We start from the raw sequence: 15,107 nt of genomic DNA, 5'->3' as shown, positions 1-15,107 counted from the left end.
TACTTCGGTGTAATCTAGCCATACCTGAAATGAAACGCGCCAGAGGAAGATGTAATGAATAAATTGCTCGTGATCGAGGATGATGTAGGTATTCAGAAACAGCTGAAATGGGCGTTGTCAGATTTTGACGTGATCTTCGCCAAGGACAGGGATACTGCTATTTCACAGCTTCGCAGGCATTCACCTTGCGTTGTCACTTTAGATCTTGGCTTGCCTCCAGATGCGGAAAATGCCAGCGAAGGTCTCGCTGCGCTTGAACAGATGCTGGCGCTGGATCCCGGTTGCAAAGTGATTGTCATTACCGGTAACGAAGATAAGCAAAACGCCCTCAAAGCAATCAAACTCGGTGCGCATGACTTCTACCAAAAGCCCATCAATGATGAAGAACTTACGGTCATTATCAACCGGGCTTTTTTCGTTGCTTCCATCGAAGAGGAAAACGCCAAGCAAGAAATCATCGACCAAGAGGACTCAGCCATTATTGGCAACAGCCCCGAGGTGATGAAAGTCAAATCGATGATCAACAAAGTCGCGCCGACTGAGTTAACCACCCTGTTGCTGGGTGAAAGTGGTACAGGTAAAGATCTGGTGGCGCGGGAAATCCACAAAAGAAGCAAACGGCACAACAAGCCTTTCGTCGCCATCAACTGCGCTTCTATCCCAGAGAACCTGTTGGAAAGTGAGTTGTTTGGCTATGAAAAAGGGGCCTTTACTGGCGCCCATAAAACAACGCCGGGTAAGATTGAATGTGCGGATGGCGGTACCCTGTTTCTCGATGAGATTGGGGATATGTCCTATCCCTTACAGGCGAAAATCCTCCGCTTCCTTCAGGACAAAGTGATAGAGCGGGTGGGTGGACGAAGCTCGATTTCCGTTGATATCAAAATCGTCTGCGCCACAAATAAAAACCTGAGGGAAATGGTATTGGACAAGACCTTCCGTGAGGACTTGTTCTACCGCATCAGTGAAATCGTTATTGATATTCCGCCCCTTCGCGAGCGTGGTGATGACGTGATCGCCCTTAGCCGGGTTTTTCTGAACGAATACAGCCAGCAGCTTTCGAAAAAAGTGAGTGGCTACAGCGATGACGCCATCAACGCCTTGATGGCTCATGACTGGCCGGGGAACATCCGTGAGCTGCAAAATAAAGTGAAGTCCGCTGCGCTCATGTGTGAGGGGAAAGTCATCAACGCAGACGATTTGATGCTGGCCGTGAGTGATGAGGATGACGCCCAGTTTGAGCTGAACCTGAAAACAACCCGGGAAAAGGCAGAGAGAGCGGCCATCGTAAAAGCCTTGTCCTTCTGCGACGGAAACCTGACCAGCGCTGCAAAGCATTTGGGGATTACCCGTCCCACACTTTATTACTTGCTCGACAAATACTCTCTGAAGCAGGAAGGGTAACAAGGACAAGTCACGTCGAGGTGGGTGTATGGGAAGGTTCGCCAGAGAAGAGAAAATTTTCTTTTTTGTTCTCCTGCCGGTGTCACTAGCGCTCTTTTTGTTGGTTGATTTCTACTTACTGAATGAAGGTTTTTATAACAAAATCAATATCGCGTTTGATTTTGACCAGGCTTGGTTTGTCGAAATCTTGTCGTACCCACCTGATGAATGGATATATAAAACTGCCTCAGATGTGAACCCCCTTATCCTCAAACACCTCTTGCTTTATTTGTACCGATGGCCATCTGAGTTACTCCAGTTTTTCGGTTTTAGTCCGGAAGAAGCAGTCATCATTGTCAGCGTCCTTTTCCACATGGGCACGATGACTGTCGGGTTCTACATCTTTTCCGATGTTTTCCAATCCTTCGCAAAGGCCTTTCTGTTATGCATCTTTATGTTGTTCAGTGCGACATACCTGGTGAATGGCATTGTTGTGGATAGCTATGTGCTGGCAGGTTTTTGGATCACCTGTGCTTTCGCTATCTATCAGAGCGATTTGAAAGCGACAATGCGGTTGGAGGTCGACTGGCTGAAAATCATTGTCTATGTCATGGCGGTAGGAACCACAACGTATCTGCTTTTGCTGGTGATAGTGTTGGAAGCCAGCCTTGTACTGGCAAAACGCCATGACTTCAGCGTCTCACACATCACCAGGTATTTGCTGTCAGGCATTGTGAGGTTTTCCCTCTTATTCTTCCTGCTGTTTTCTATTTGCTACTATCAGTCGCTCTCAGAGATTGTTTCCGACCCGGTAAATGTGGTTCAGAAAACACTTTGGGCTGTGGTCAGGGGAGGGGAGAAAGAAGGGGTTACATCGATACTGACGACGTTTTTGTTTTATACGTTTTTTGCACCTTCCCACACAGTGGTAGATATTGGAAACAACGCTTTGATGGCGGACTTTCGTCCTGGGGAAAATGTCTTCGTAACATACAGCGTTATCGCGGTGCTCGCTGCCGCATTGGTGCTACTGGTGAAGAAACCAGATCCGATGTTACTCGTTTCATTCATTTGGCTGGGGATAACCATAGGTTTTCATTTGCAGTATCAAGACCGGGGAAGCATCTTCCTTTATACCGGCCATACGATGTTACCTTTGATGGTCATTGTCGCTTGTTTCTTCAGTAACCTGTCTCCCGTGAAGTACCTGATTATCGCGGGCCTTCTTACCATGGTACTCATGCTAAATAACGTCCTTGAGATTTATTGGGCGATCAACGCAACCAGGGGCGCTTGGTAGCAATAGGGTGAAAACAGGGCGTCTGTCCGCGTTCACTTAGAGATAAGTAATACGCCCACTACGATCAGAAGAGTTCCCAAAACCTTACTGAGGGTGAGTGGCTCATTCAGAAACCAATAGGCAAAAAGCATAGTGCCAATAAACCCCAGCCCGACAAATGGATAGGCGCGGCTTACATCAACTCTGGCCAGAACCCCCAGCCATATCGCCGCACTCGACACATAAGATGCCAGTCCTGCAAGGACATAGTAGCTGCCTAATACGGACAAAATCCCGGACAGTAAACTGACCTTGAAAGACTCCTGTATCACAGGGTTCGACATGCCGTATTTCAGGAGTATTTGCGCAATGACAGACAGGGTGACACTGCAAATAATGAGAAAGACAGAGATGCTATTCATGAAACTTGCGCCACTATTGCAACTACACCAGAGATGACTATCGTCACGATGCTCCCGTAGTCCTTCAGTGAAAAGATGATCGGGTCATGATGCATTTCTCCCCGATGTGTTTTTATCCACATACGCATCAACCAATATGTGAGAGCCGGAACGATAAGCCAAAGCAAGTTGGGCTGTTGGTATTGGTTGCTTAACGCATTGTTATTGATATAGAAACAGAACATAAGCACGGCGAGAAGCGCTGACGAGACACCGAAACTACACAGAACGGTATAGTCATCCACCGTGTAATCCCTTCCTTTGGTGTGCGTCTTCCCGCTTTTCATCATGGCTTTAATTTCAGAGCACCGTTTGACCAAGGCCAGGCTGAGAAACACGAAGATTGAAAAGGCCAACAACCAAAAGGACGGTGTTTCATCAATCGCGCTTGCGCCGGCAAGGATCCTTAGCGTGTAAAGCAGAGCAAGTGCGATGACATCCATGGCGACAAATTTTTTAAGCTGGAAGGAATAGAAAATGGTTAGAAATAGGTAGGATGCAACAACTATGACGAAAGCATGCCCTATCCATAGGGATAAAAGCAGTGACACAATAAAAAGCAACACTGAAACGGCAATCGAATCTTTTATTGAAAGTAAGCCTGAAGCTAACGGTCTGAATTTCTTATCGGGATGCTGACGATCAGATTCGAGGTCAATCAAATCATTGACGATGTAGGTTGAAGATGCGAGGCAACCAAATGCAAAGAAAGCGACAGAGACAATGAATATTTCGTGGGTGTTTGTGAAGTTACCGGAGACTAAAAGCGGCACGAAAATGAGAAAATTTTTCAACCATTGATAAATCCTAAGTTGAGCAAACCATGATTTTAAATGGGAGTCAGTGTCATCAAATATCTTGTCGATGACGAGTTGTTTAGCCTTTTTTTTAGTGCCAGGAGAAGGGTTTACCAAAAATTTTTCTTTTGCAGAACGGAAGATGTGAAAATCCACTTTTTCGTTTCCGGCGTAAGAAAAAACCGCATTGGTTTCCTGGATTTTTTCTAGTTTCCTCTTGCCGGTTAGGTTTACATCGTTATTGCTACTGATGAATCCATCAAACACAGCGTAACTTGAGGCAATCTCTCTCGCGTATCTTTCAGCAGAACCTGTCGCAAGGACAATGTGTCTGCCACGATGCTTTTCTGTTTTTAAAAAGTGATAAAACTCTTGGTTCAAAGGAAGGCTTCGAATGTCAACGTCGGTAGATAAAGAGAGTTGATGTTTAAGGTACTGTTTTCCTTTTAATATCCAGATTAAACACATGAAAATGACTAAGGGATTGTTTTTAATGGCAATAATGAGACTTTCGAAGAGTAGGTCTGTTTTTGTAAAGGTGCCATCCAGATCAACAAATAGTGGGTTGTCATATTTATCCATCTTCAAACCTTAAAATGGGAAAATAAGAGGTGATGGTTATATTCAACTGCTTGCATTATTGTCTGTTTTAATCGCGGGATATCATGAATAACATTCTCAAGTGCATGTTAAATTCAGTTTTATAAGCGCTGTTTCATATGGCTTGATTGTTTTTGTGTAAATGAAAAGTCGCCAATTTGTAAACGCAGGGTTTTCTATGTCAATTTTTGTTCCGGCTATTTAACGATAATAGTATAGGTGTTTTGAATTCAGGTGATGAAAATACTGAATTTGTTGGTGCCTATTTTTGTGGTTACCTTTAACTAATTGAATATATTAAATAAAGTTTGTAATTTAGATTGATTGTGCTTTTTATATCGGCGAATTTATTTATTTGCATTGGGTGAGCGAACAAGTTTGTCAGTGTTTTTGTACTTTGCATAATTTCCTGTTTTTATGTGAATTATTTTTGGTTATGACAAGTTTGTGCCTTTGTTAGGTATTTCTCATTGCTGTGTGGCGTTAATTAATTAGTATTTCTTCTCGAAAAGTACTTGAGCCAAATTTACACTCAATACATGGTGTCCTGACATATTCACGAAAAATCCTGCCACCATAGCGTTTTTTTAATTCAGGATAGATGGCAAGCCCATGGCAACGTTACGCAAATTACAGTTATTAGTTGGATTTTTCAGTTTCTCACTGCTCCTTTCTGGATGCGGGGAGCAGGACTCTGTATATGAAGGGGTTAATGGCACGGATGTTCTTCCTACCATCTCACCCAACAAGCCGAGCACAGGCGATCAATTTGAAGAGCCTGAACTGCAACCAGTTCCGACCCCCGAGCCAGAACTGGATTTGAGCACTGTGCCTGATGGGCAGATCAGTGTAGACGGCAAACTCTATACATCAGTCACCACCGCTGCTTCAGCGTTGGTTGATGGCAGCACCATGGTTGTCGGCAACGGTATCTATAACAAAGGAATGCTGGTCAAAGCAGATAACGTGACAATCCAGGGGAGCGGTAAAACGCATTTCAAAGGGGCACAAATCCACGGTAAAGCCACATTTGTGGTGGATGGTGACGCTGTCACTATTGAAAACATCGAATGCAGCCAAGTTGCCGTGCCTGACAACAATGGCGCCTGTGTTCGCCAGCAAGGCCGTGACCTGACACTGAACAATGTCTATTTCCATGACAGCCAACAGGGGATCTTGTCAGCAAAAGGCACGGGTGACTTGACCATTGCCCACTCGCGGTTCGAGCGTTTGGGGAAACTTGGCCGGGCGCATGGTATTTACAGTCACAACGACACCTTGAACATCCGCTACAGTCAGATTTTGAGCTCGAAAGATCAGGGGCATGAAGTGAAGTCCCGCGCCAAGAAAACCGTTATCGAATTCTCCGTGATTGCTTCGCTCAATGGTAATGACAGCCGCCTGTTGGATATTTCAAATGGTGGCGAACTGGTTGTCAGAAACAGTGTGATTGAGCAGGGCCCGCGTTCAGTGAACTACCAGATGATAGGGTTCGCAGTGGAAGGCCCGCATACAGATGTACCGCACTCCGTTCTGCTGGAAGACAATATTATCTTGATGGATCACGGCCGCAAGAATGTGTTGCTAGGCCTCCCGTCGTCATACAACAGCTTTGATATCGAGATTCGGAACAACGACTTCATTGGCTCGCCATTTTACGACAGTGGAAAGCACAATATTCCTGCCCGCAATGAGCTGTATTCGGATCGCCAGAGCTATGGGTTGGATGCCTACCCAGCATTGCCGGACATTGGGATAAACTAAACCCTGCTTTGCGGTGCTGCCACCCAATGTATTTCGGTGCATTAAGGCTTTTTGAACTCAAGGCCTGAATCGTCAAATAGTTTTACGTTTTGTGGGGGGCTGACGTGAGGGTTAAATTCCTAACCCTTATAACTGTCTGATAATTGGTTAAATATAAGATTTACCGAATGCTGGTACGAATAGTGCTTTATAGGTGATGTGTATTAACTAAAGGGCACGTTCGCTTTCATCTCGTGTCTGATTATGAAGTCGATAGAGGGAAGTATGAAGCACTTAAAATCATTATCGTTAACTGCATGTGCGTTGCTTATGGCGGGCACCAGTGCATTCGCAAGCGAGATCCAGCTTGTAGATGACTTTTCAACCAGTCAGGCTTTGCTATCCGATCAGGTCGTTGATGGCAGCGGTGATTTCAGCCAGGTTGGTGCCGCAGGTGATACATCAATTCTCGGGGGTTATCGTGACCTCTACATTGAGGAAGTAGCGAGTGGATTGTTTGGTGATTCACCCACCAGTGGTATTACTGCGCAAGTATCTGGTGATCGACTAACGGTTGAGCTGGGTAGCTTGGTTAAGGCGTTTGCCGTTGTCACCTATGACGGTAGTAATGAGGTTGGAAGTAATTTCGCAGGTGGTGTGGATACTGGTGGTCTTGGCGGTATGGACTTTACCGGTACGACGGATTTCCTGTTTGAGGACATTTTCAATGACGGTGCCGCGCCAGCAGTGCTGAAAATTTGGTCTGACGATGCTGACAACGGTGTCTATGTTGAACACCTTGTTGACCTGACCACTTTGGGTACCAGCTTGGCCGATCCTTTAAACCCAACGCTGTATGACCGTATGGTTGGCGTGAATAACTTCAGTGATGCAGGTAGCATCAACTGGGCGAAAATCGGGGCGTTTCAAGCTTGGTTTAACCTGGATAGTACGCAAAATACCGATAACTCGATTCTCAGCGTGGATTTAAGTCTGGGACGTATTGTTGCAGTGCCTGAGCCAGCTGCACTGTCTATGTTGGGTGCAGGTATGTTGATGCTGGGTTTTGTCGGCTATCGTCGTAAAAACAAAAAGCAGTAAACAAGCCAATATCCTAAATGCGTTGACCGACCCCCGTACAGGTGGACAGATGAAACAGCCAGAAATGGCTGTTTCTTTTTTGCGCTTTTCGCTGGCGAGTAAAAGCATGAAGAGCAGGGGGAAAATTCACAGATGTGTTGGAAATGCGCGATTGACGGCCGGTGATGTGCGCTTCTAATCACGTCAACAAATATTACAACGGGCGTAATGGAGGTCAGTGAAAGCCCTAAAAATCATATGCCTATCGGGTTGGAATCGTTGTTGCATTGTCTTTCCGGTGTCAATGATGGACCCCTGAGAGGTAACCGGATGTTTACTCGAAAATTAGCTGCACCACTTCTATTTAGTATGACCGCAATGTCATTCCCATCCCACGCACTGCTACTCGACTTTATCGATATGGCCGACTCGAGCCTGAGTCAGGGAACCAATATCGGCACGATTGGTGAGCGCGGATTTTCTTCAGGTATGGACAGTTCGAACACAGGCGCTTTTTCGTCACTGTTCAGTGAGCTGGGTTTGACGATCACAGCGACAAAGAACATGGTATCGGCCTCACCGTACCTGGATCAGGGAACGGCAGGTCTGGGTGTTTGTGGATCGCTCAACTTTAGCTTCCAATGTAATCCTTCCAGTGACGACAATATCGCGGCCGGAGCGAATGAGTACCTGACGTTTTCTTTTTCAAAAGATGTCGTCATCAACAATGTATGGCTGAACAACAACCATGACGGCAACTTTTCTGATGGAGACAACCTGGGATTGCTTTCTGATTCAATCTCAACGTTTTCAGCGTCACCGACACTCACATCTGCCAGCCATGGCAACTTGATAGGCCAACAACTGTTTGATGATGAATCGTTCGACGCGACAAACGGCATTTTCAGTCTGTTTTCGCTGGGCTCGTTGTACATCAGTGCCGGGGATTCGTTTCAACTAGGCTATCCCAATGGGTGTAGTCTCCAAGACTGCCCGCAATACTATGTGGCGGCGATGGATGTGGCGCTAGTGCCAGAGCCTGAATCGTTAGCGGTGTTTGCTTTGGGGCTGCTCGGCCTAGCTGCTTTACGCCGACGCAAAGTCTAATCCTTATCAAAGTCTAACCCTGCATACCTGTTGGCAGGTATTCCGGGAAACAAAAACGCAGACCTTTATGGTCTGCGTTTTTGTTTAATGGTTATCCGGGATTATCACCGTACTCCAAAACGCTTATCTATCAGCTTCTTCAGGAAAGTGACAGGAATGGCATAGGTTATCGCGCTGGGGTTGGTCAGTGCGGCTTCTTTCACCGATTTCACATAGACCTTGTTGATAATGGCAATAACTTCACCCGTTTCTGGGTTATATACCGGGCTGCCGCTGTTTCCTGGGTAAGCAATTGCATCCAACTGATAGATTTTGAAGCCTCTTTTCAGCAGCTTCAGTTGCTTAATGGTGAGATCTTTCGCGGTTTTTGCCGGTGTGGCAATAGGGGGAATACCGGCAACAATACCTTGATGCGTGGCAGGGTATAAACCCAATATATCGCCCAGAGGAAAGCCGGTGAATGCGATGGGATCGCCAATACGCACCTTGCTGTCAGACAGCGGCAATGGTTTTAGCGGCGGGCCTTCTATTTTAAGGAGTGCTAAGTCATGCACATTGTCGATTTCAACCACATCGGCGTGGCGCTTCTTGGCAGTATTGCCGGTGCCGACAAAAACAACGAAACGCTCTCTCTGTTCACTGTTGAGTGGGACAGAAACCACATGGGCATTTGTCGCCACCAACTCTCCGTCTCCGACGACGAATCCAGTCCCAATCAGTTTTGATGTGGGCTTGGATAGCCGGTTATAGATGCCTATTCCCACGACAGACGCTTCTACTGACGCCGCAGTAGCAGGCAGATCCTCTGCTTTTGCGATGTTGAAGTAAAACGTCGCAGCAAGGCAAAGTACCATCAACTGCTTCAACATAGTAATTCTAGCCATAGTCCGTAACGCTATTCTTTAACTATCTGTTTATGAAGGTTTATCTTGCTATTCATTAATTCAGGGTCGTCTGTTTCTATGACCGAGAGCACCTCAGTTGCCTGAGGATATTTGCCGACAGAAACCAGACCTTCAGCAAAATGTAAGGCAATTTCGGCATTGTTCGGGCGGCTCCTGTATGCCATTTCGAGCAGCTCTAACGCTTTGTCCGTATCCCCTTTCTTGAGCAAGCAATACCCATACGTATCCACAATCTCATAACTACGGGAAGCAATGTCATGGGCTTTTTTGGCGTAGTCACAGGCCTGCTCGATATCGTTAAGTTCCATGTACAACCAAGCGAGATTGTTGAGAGCGACAGGGTTGTGCGGGTTTTCAGCCAAAATGGCTTTATAGGACTTTTCCGCTTTTTGCGGTGACGTTCTAAGCTGCAGCTCCGCCAGCAATATCTTCAGTGGTTGGGCTTTCTCCCCAAAATCACCAATGGCGGTTTCAAGAAACTGCGCCCCTTCCTCGTTGTCGCCATTCAGTGAATAAACGGACGCCAGCTCTCGCGCGGTTTGTACGCTTGGCTCTGCGTTGTAGCGTTTGGTGTAGGCATCGATAGCAGCTGGGAGTTTCTTTTGTGCAATGTAGACCCGGCCCTGAAGTTGCAGAGCATATGGGGCGTTTTTCAGCGCTTCCGGTAAGCTATCCAATACCTTCTGGCCCGCGTCTATCTCGCCATTGTTGATATAAAGGCCCGCTTTGATAATGGGAAACCGGATGTCGTTGGGGAATTGTTTTTGGGCGCGATCTATTAACACCAGTCCTTCATCAATCCGGCTTTGCATGCTCGCCAATTGAATCAGCTGTAGAAAGGCATTGGGGTCATTGGGGGTCACTTCGAGCAGACGGCGATAGTTACGTTTGGCGTCAGTGACATTGTCCGATGCCAGATACACATTCCCCAGTAAACGCCATACATCCGCATACCTGTCTGTATCCGAAATGCCTTCCAGAAGGTTGATGGCAGCTTGGTTATCCCCACTCAATACCAGCGCAAGTGCTTTTTGCACTTTCAATTGCGCATTGAATGGATCGGCCTTGAGTTGTTCATCAATGGTGGCCATTGCGCGTGGAAGATCGCCAAACTCATGGCTTAACGTGATGTATTGATGACTGACGCTGTAATTGGTCGGTGCGATTTCCTTGGCCTGCTTTAGCAGCGCAATGGCTTGTTTTTTGTTGTTCTTGAGATTTTCTATTTCAGCGAGCGCGGCGAGCGACTGCACATTGCTTGGCTCGATCTCGCGGATTTGATTGAAGTAATCACGGGCTCCGTTTAGGTCGCCTTTTTCCTTCAACAGCAATCCCTTTACCATCAGCGCGACAGTGTCTTTGGGATTTTTCTGCAGCCAGTTGTCAGCAATGGTATTGGCATCATCTTGCATGCCACGGGCAAGCAGGTAGTTGGTCAGTGCCACCTTGGCATCTTTTGAGTCAGGGTCTGCATCAATAGCGGCTTGGAGATTCTCGATCCCTGAAATCTCGTTGTTGGCTAATTTGGCCAGCCCAAGTGCCGATTCAATGCGGCTGTCTTCGAAGACCGAGGCACGTTTTGCCAGCACCAGTGCTTCTTCATTCCTTCCCAGTTTTGCCAACGCGACACTCGCCTGAGATAGAAATTTGGCATCGTCCAGCGTGGCACTCTCATAGTCATTCAACGCGGCAAGCGCATCATTTACATTGCCTAACTCCAGTTGCGTCATGATAAGCAAGCGGTTAGCCAAATGGTTGCGTGGCAATTCGGAGGCAATGGTTGATAGACGCTGGTAAGCCTGTTCATATTGCCCAAGCCTGACTGCAGAAATCCCCGCGATCATGGTAGCTCTTACGCTGTCATCATTGCCGACCAAAGCACGGTCTGCATAGGTTTTAGCACCTGCGAAATCTTCCTTCGAATACAGTATCACCGCCTTCATTTCATTGACGGCCGGAAACTGATTATTAATCGCGAGTATGCCGTCGACCAAAGGCTCTGCCTCATCAAACCGTTGAGCGTTCACCAGGGCATTCGCAATGAAGATATTGTATTGCGTAGCGTCCGGTGCCAATTCATAGGCTTTCGTGTAGCTGTTATAGGCTGTGCCGTAGTCATTTTTTGCTGACGCAAGATGTCCTTTCAGCAGCCATGCATCACTGCTGGCAGGGTAGTTTTTCAACAGGCTGTCCACGTCGCTGATCGCAGCATCCAATTGGTTGGTCGCAGAAAGGTAAGTGGCCTCAGCTAGCCGGGCGTAGAGCGTGTTGTCCCCGGCCTTTTTCAGATAGTCAGCGGCTGCACCTAAATCTCCCAGACGAACTTCAGCTATCGCTGCGATGGCGTAGAGATCATTGGGGGCAGGTGTAGTGCCATAGTCATCGATAAGTTGGCGCACGCCTTGGGGTTGATTTTCGTTCAGCAAAGACCGGGCAAGAAGCGGAAGAACGACATTGGGATCGTATCCATACTCGAGAGCACGCGAGAACTCTTTCTCGGCATTGGCAAAGCGTCCTTCACTGAGGTGAATTTCCCCTAACATAAATCGGGGAAGCGCTTGTTGCGGGTCTTCCTTAATGGCGTTTTTCAGCTCGATCACCGCCGCGCTCACATCATTTTCGCTTAAATACTCTTCAGCACTTTTAACGTAATCTTTGGCTTGGCTGTACGTAGGCAAAAGAAGCAATCCAATTGTGAATCCAGCGACTACGATTCCTTTCGGTAATTTAACTATTTCTTTTGACATACGATTTCTCATGACCAAAAAATTCATAGACAGATCCAGAATAGACGCTATTAGTTAAGTGCATACGGCAAAATCGGCGTTGGACGCTTCGATGACCCTTTTGTCTAATTTTTAATAAAAATACCTGTAATGACGGCTTGTCGCGGTAATCGTTAGACAAGCTTTTTTTATTCTCTTCTAGGCTGGATGTATGGACTTAATGGACAAGGACTGAGATTGAAAGAACGTCTTAAACACCATGTGGCGTGTGAAATTTTCGCCAATCCCTGCCCTGTATGGTTGAAACAGGCATGGTGTGAGTTAGAGCAGCGTGCTGAACCCAATTTCTTTCTTAGCTGGCTCTGGATTGGAACCTGGCTTGACAGCTTTGTGGACGACTTTTGGGTCATAGAGGCTAGAAAACAAGGCAAAACGGTAGGGTTGGGCGTCATTGTTAAAAATCCCCCGCATTTTCCCAGTTTCAGGGAAAAGTACTTCCTTCACCGGACAGGAAACCTTTCCCACGACCAGATCTGGATTGAGTACAACGATTTTTTGCTCGATACCACTGAGCAAGAAGTAATACGCCAGAAAATGGTGGAGTGCCTTGTGTATACCATTGATCGGCGCGGTGCCATCGTCATTGGTGCCAGTCTTGATGAAACCTTCCAATGCATCAGCCAGTTAGGGCTAACGAAAAGGAAAATCTGGGAAACCAAAAACTACGCTATCGATTTAACGGAACTGCGCAGTAAGGGACAGACAGTTCTTGAAAGCCTTTCTCGAAATTCGCGATCCCAAATCCTTCGCAGCTTACGCAATTACCGTCAGATTGGTGAAATATCACTGCACAAGGCGCAAACCGTTGATGAGGCCAAGTCCTTATTAATACGGGCAAAACCCTTACATCTGGCACGTTGGAATGAACAACATCCAAAGAGCGGTTTTGCGAACCACAATTTCGTTACCTTTCATGAACGCCTCATTGAAAGAGGGATCTCATCCGGCGCTGTCGAGCTTTACCATGTCAAAGCGGGCAATGAAACGCTGTCTATCATCTATAACTTTCACTACAACAACCGCATTTATTTCTACCTTTGTGCCATCAATTATTGTCACACCAGCGCGCAATATAAGCCCGGCTTGGTGTCTCACTACTTATTAATTGATAAGGCGCTCAACGAAGGCATTGCCTGTTATGACTTTATGGGTGGGGATGCGCGCTACAAAGCCTCATTTTCAAACCGGCAGGGTGAGCTTTCTGTCAGCCAGTTCGAACATCCCAGCATGTTGCTCTCCTTTGAAGGCAAGTTCCGGTTTGCAAAAGAGTGGATTGTGAAAAAGAGGAACCGTGAGTTTTATTCGTAGCAATGCTTTTAAACAACAGCCATACAGAGCCTCACGTCTGCGCATAAACACGGCAGTGGAGTGACATACCATGACGCTGGGAAAACGGGTAGCCGTTGGGTATTTGTGGAATCTTTTCACCAAGTGGGCAAACCGCTTGGTGGGATTGGTTTCGACCCTGTTTCTGGTTCGCCTGCTTGCCCCTGCAGACTTCGGTGTGGTTGCGTTAGCCAGCATTGTACTGGCGTTTTTTGTCATGCTTTCCGACGCGGGCACTGAGAAGTACCTGATTAAAGCTGACGAATGCAGCACTGAAATGCTCAACAGTGCGTGGTCGCTGAACATACTCCTTAAGGGGGCGTGTGGCGCCATTGTGGCGCTCTTTTCCCACCAGATTGCGGCTTTTATGCATGAGCCTGTATTGGTCAATGTGCTGCTAGTTGCGAGCCTCATCCCAGTGATTGGGGCGTTTAAAAATGTCGGGCTCGTACAGTATGAGCGCGAGCTTAACTACAAACCCCTCATGCAGTTTTCGGTATCGGTAAAATTGGCCGTCTTACCCATCACTCTTGGCCTGGCTTGGTATCTGGAAAATTACTGGGCGCTGATCGCCGGTCTTGTGGCCAGTGAAGTGCTCACCGTGATTGGCTCTTACCTCATTCACCCGTTCAGACCCCGTTGGTCGCGTCATTTATGGCGCCATCAGTGGTCTTTTTCCCAATGGCATCTGCTGTCGATGACCAGTGGTTATGTGCGCGCCCGCATCGATGCGTTTTTGCTTGGCCGGTATCTGGCGGCGGGGGATGTCGGCATATACAGAGTGAGTCAGGAGTTTGCCTGGTTGCCTTTCACTGAACTGATTTCTCCGGCAACAAACTCCATGTATGCGGGACTGACCCAGATTAGGGACGACTCAAAAGCCCTTCACACCGGTATTCTCAGTTATCTGGCACTTTCCTATTTGCTGGTAATCCCTTGTGTATTTGGTCTCTATGCACTGAGCGATCTTTTTACCGCGGTGCTTCTGGGCGACAAATGGACACAGGCCGCGCCGGTCATTGGTCTGCTGGGATTTCTGATGCTGTCCATGCCGCTGAATATTTGCCTGCAAACCGTGTTAACCAGTCAGGCAAAGATCCAGTACCTGGTCATTATCGACCTGATTATGATTTCTCTGATTGTGGGGCTGTTAGTGGGATTGGCAGCAAACGGGACATTGGAGCTACTGGCATACACCCAGTATCGGGCCTGGCTGGTCGGTGTGTTTATCGTGTTGTTGGCCGTGTTCTATCGATTTCTGCTGTCTCTGGACACCATGAAACTGCTGCGTGTCATGCTGCTACCGGTACTTCCCGCTTGGCTCATGATGTTGGCTGTCAGCAGCATTGAACCTCTATTGCCTTTCCCGCCTATGGTGAATCTTTTGACGTTGGCTGTCATAGGTGGCGCGATTTTTGTGTCGATAATGAGTTTCGCATTAATTCTTTTTAAACAACGGTTACCTGAGTATGCGTTTATCTTTACTGTGATAAATAAAGTTCTGCCGTCAGTTTCACGCTGAAACGGGTGAATCGCAGTATGTCTCAAGGGCGGTTGACGCCATTGGACCAAGTTTGAATGACGTATCATCCCGCTCAATGTGGTGGGGCAGGAGGCAGTTAACAGACCAGTATCGGTTT

At 47.2% G+C, this 15,107-nt stretch carries 12 protein-coding genes; 8 read left to right on the top strand and 4 right to left on the bottom strand.

Annotation, left to right across the window (positions count from 1 at the left end; all coding sequences use genetic code 11):
* Window positions 1-54 precede the first annotated feature (54 nt).
* Window positions 55-1,404: a PEP-CTERM-box response regulator transcription factor gene (prsR, locus tag KU854_RS18175; RefSeq protein WP_218359832.1), complete on the top strand. Its 1,350-nt coding sequence runs from the start codon at window positions 55-57 to the stop codon at window positions 1,402-1,404.
* 28 nt (window positions 1,405-1,432) lie between these two features.
* Window positions 1,433-2,683 carry a hypothetical protein gene (locus KU854_RS18170; RefSeq protein ID WP_218359831.1) on the top strand — a complete coding sequence of 417 codons (1,251 nt, stop codon included), beginning with the start codon at window positions 1,433-1,435 and terminating at the stop codon, window positions 2,681-2,683.
* A 32-nt stretch (window positions 2,684-2,715) separates the two neighbouring features.
* Here the strand turns inward: KU854_RS18170 and KU854_RS18165 are convergent, their stop codons facing one another.
* Both KU854_RS18165 and KU854_RS18160 read right to left on the bottom strand, forming a co-directional pair.
* Window positions 2,716-3,084 carry an EamA family transporter gene (locus KU854_RS18165; protein WP_218359830.1) on the bottom strand — a complete coding sequence of 123 codons (369 nt, stop codon included), beginning with the start codon at window positions 3,082-3,084 and terminating at the stop codon, window positions 2,716-2,718.
* The gene (locus tag KU854_RS18160) at window positions 3,081-4,502 is read right to left on the bottom strand and encodes a UbiA family prenyltransferase (RefSeq protein WP_218359829.1); all 1,422 of its coding nucleotides are present in this window, start codon (window positions 4,500-4,502) and stop codon (window positions 3,081-3,083) included. Before KU854_RS18160 ends, KU854_RS18165 begins: the two co-directional genes overlap by 4 nt.
* A gap of 630 nt (window positions 4,503-5,132) precedes the next feature.
* Between KU854_RS18160 and KU854_RS18155 the strand changes: the two genes are divergently transcribed.
* The 4 genes from KU854_RS18155 to KU854_RS18145 all read left to right on the top strand — a co-directional run bounded on the left by KU854_RS18155 (window position 5,133) and on the right by KU854_RS18145 (window position 8,450).
* Window positions 5,133-6,284, top strand: coding sequence for a hypothetical protein (locus KU854_RS18155; protein ID WP_218359828.1), 1,152 nt, complete (start codon window positions 5,133-5,135; stop codon window positions 6,282-6,284).
* Window positions 6,285-6,548: 264 nt separating this feature from the next.
* A complete protein-coding gene (locus tag KU854_RS18150) occupies window positions 6,549-7,364 on the top strand; it encodes a PEP-CTERM sorting domain-containing protein (protein WP_218359827.1) in 816 nt (271 codons plus the stop codon).
* A 49-nt stretch (window positions 7,365-7,413) separates the two neighbouring features.
* Window positions 7,414-7,542 carry a hypothetical protein gene (locus KU854_RS24915; protein ID WP_255555637.1) on the top strand — a complete coding sequence of 43 codons (129 nt, stop codon included), beginning with the start codon at window positions 7,414-7,416 and terminating at the stop codon, window positions 7,540-7,542.
* 131 nt (window positions 7,543-7,673) lie between these two features.
* Window positions 7,674-8,450 (top strand): PEP-CTERM sorting domain-containing protein, encoded by a 777-nt coding sequence (locus tag KU854_RS18145; protein WP_218359826.1) that lies wholly within the window; start codon window positions 7,674-7,676, stop codon window positions 8,448-8,450.
* A 104-nt stretch (window positions 8,451-8,554) separates the two neighbouring features.
* Here KU854_RS18145 and KU854_RS18140 read toward each other — a convergent pair whose 3' ends face one another.
* Window positions 8,555-9,334, bottom strand: a complete 780-nt coding sequence (locus KU854_RS18140) for a S1 family peptidase (RefSeq protein WP_218359825.1) — start codon at window positions 9,332-9,334, stop codon at window positions 8,555-8,557.
* A gap of 11 nt (window positions 9,335-9,345) precedes the next feature.
* On the bottom strand, window positions 9,346-12,033 hold the full coding sequence (gene prsT / locus KU854_RS18135) for an XrtA/PEP-CTERM system TPR-repeat protein PrsT (protein ID WP_218359824.1): 2,688 nt from the start codon (window positions 12,031-12,033) through the stop codon (window positions 9,346-9,348).
* 285 nt (window positions 12,034-12,318) lie between these two features.
* Here prsT and KU854_RS18130 point away from each other — a divergent pair, with 285 nt between their 5' ends.
* Both KU854_RS18130 and KU854_RS18125 read left to right on the top strand, forming a co-directional pair.
* The gene (locus KU854_RS18130; RefSeq protein WP_218359823.1) at window positions 12,319-13,449 is read left to right on the top strand and encodes a GNAT family N-acetyltransferase; all 1,131 of its coding nucleotides are present in this window, start codon (window positions 12,319-12,321) and stop codon (window positions 13,447-13,449) included.
* Window positions 13,450-13,519: 70 nt separating this feature from the next.
* Window positions 13,520-14,989 (top strand): oligosaccharide flippase family protein, encoded by a 1,470-nt coding sequence (locus tag KU854_RS18125; protein ID WP_218359822.1) that lies wholly within the window; start codon window positions 13,520-13,522, stop codon window positions 14,987-14,989.
* Window positions 14,990-15,107 lie beyond the last annotated feature (118 nt).

Source organism: Enterovibrio paralichthyis, assembly GCF_019209835.1.
In the GTDB taxonomy this organism is placed as follows: domain Bacteria; phylum Pseudomonadota; class Gammaproteobacteria; order Enterobacterales; family Vibrionaceae; genus Enterovibrio; species Enterovibrio paralichthyis.
The sequence above is the reverse complement of the archived record's forward strand: the minus strand, read 5'-3'. Positions and strand labels throughout refer to the sequence as shown.

Coding starts and splice junctions, on each gene's coding strand:
- KU854_RS24915 (WP_255555637.1), top strand. CDS start 7,414: ATGAAACAGCCAGAAATGGCTGTTTCTTTTTTGCGCTTTTCGCTGGCG.
- KU854_RS18145 (WP_218359826.1), top strand. CDS start 7,674: ATGTTTACTCGAAAATTAGCTGCACCACTTCTATTTAGTATGACCGCA.
- KU854_RS18125 (WP_218359822.1), top strand. CDS start 13,520: ATGACGCTGGGAAAACGGGTAGCCGTTGGGTATTTGTGGAATCTTTTC.
- KU854_RS18170 (WP_218359831.1), top strand. CDS start 1,433: ATGGGAAGGTTCGCCAGAGAAGAGAAAATTTTCTTTTTTGTTCTCCTG.
- prsR (WP_218359832.1), top strand. CDS start 55: ATGAATAAATTGCTCGTGATCGAGGATGATGTAGGTATTCAGAAACAG.
- KU854_RS18165 (WP_218359830.1), bottom strand. CDS start 3,084: ATGAATAGCATCTCTGTCTTTCTCATTATTTGCAGTGTCACCCTGTCT.
- KU854_RS18150 (WP_218359827.1), top strand. CDS start 6,549: ATGAAGCACTTAAAATCATTATCGTTAACTGCATGTGCGTTGCTTATG.
- KU854_RS18140 (WP_218359825.1), bottom strand. CDS start 9,334: ATGGCTAGAATTACTATGTTGAAGCAGTTGATGGTACTTTGCCTTGCT.
- KU854_RS18155 (WP_218359828.1), top strand. CDS start 5,133: ATGGCAACGTTACGCAAATTACAGTTATTAGTTGGATTTTTCAGTTTC.
- KU854_RS18160 (WP_218359829.1), bottom strand. CDS start 4,502: ATGGATAAATATGACAACCCACTATTTGTTGATCTGGATGGCACCTTT.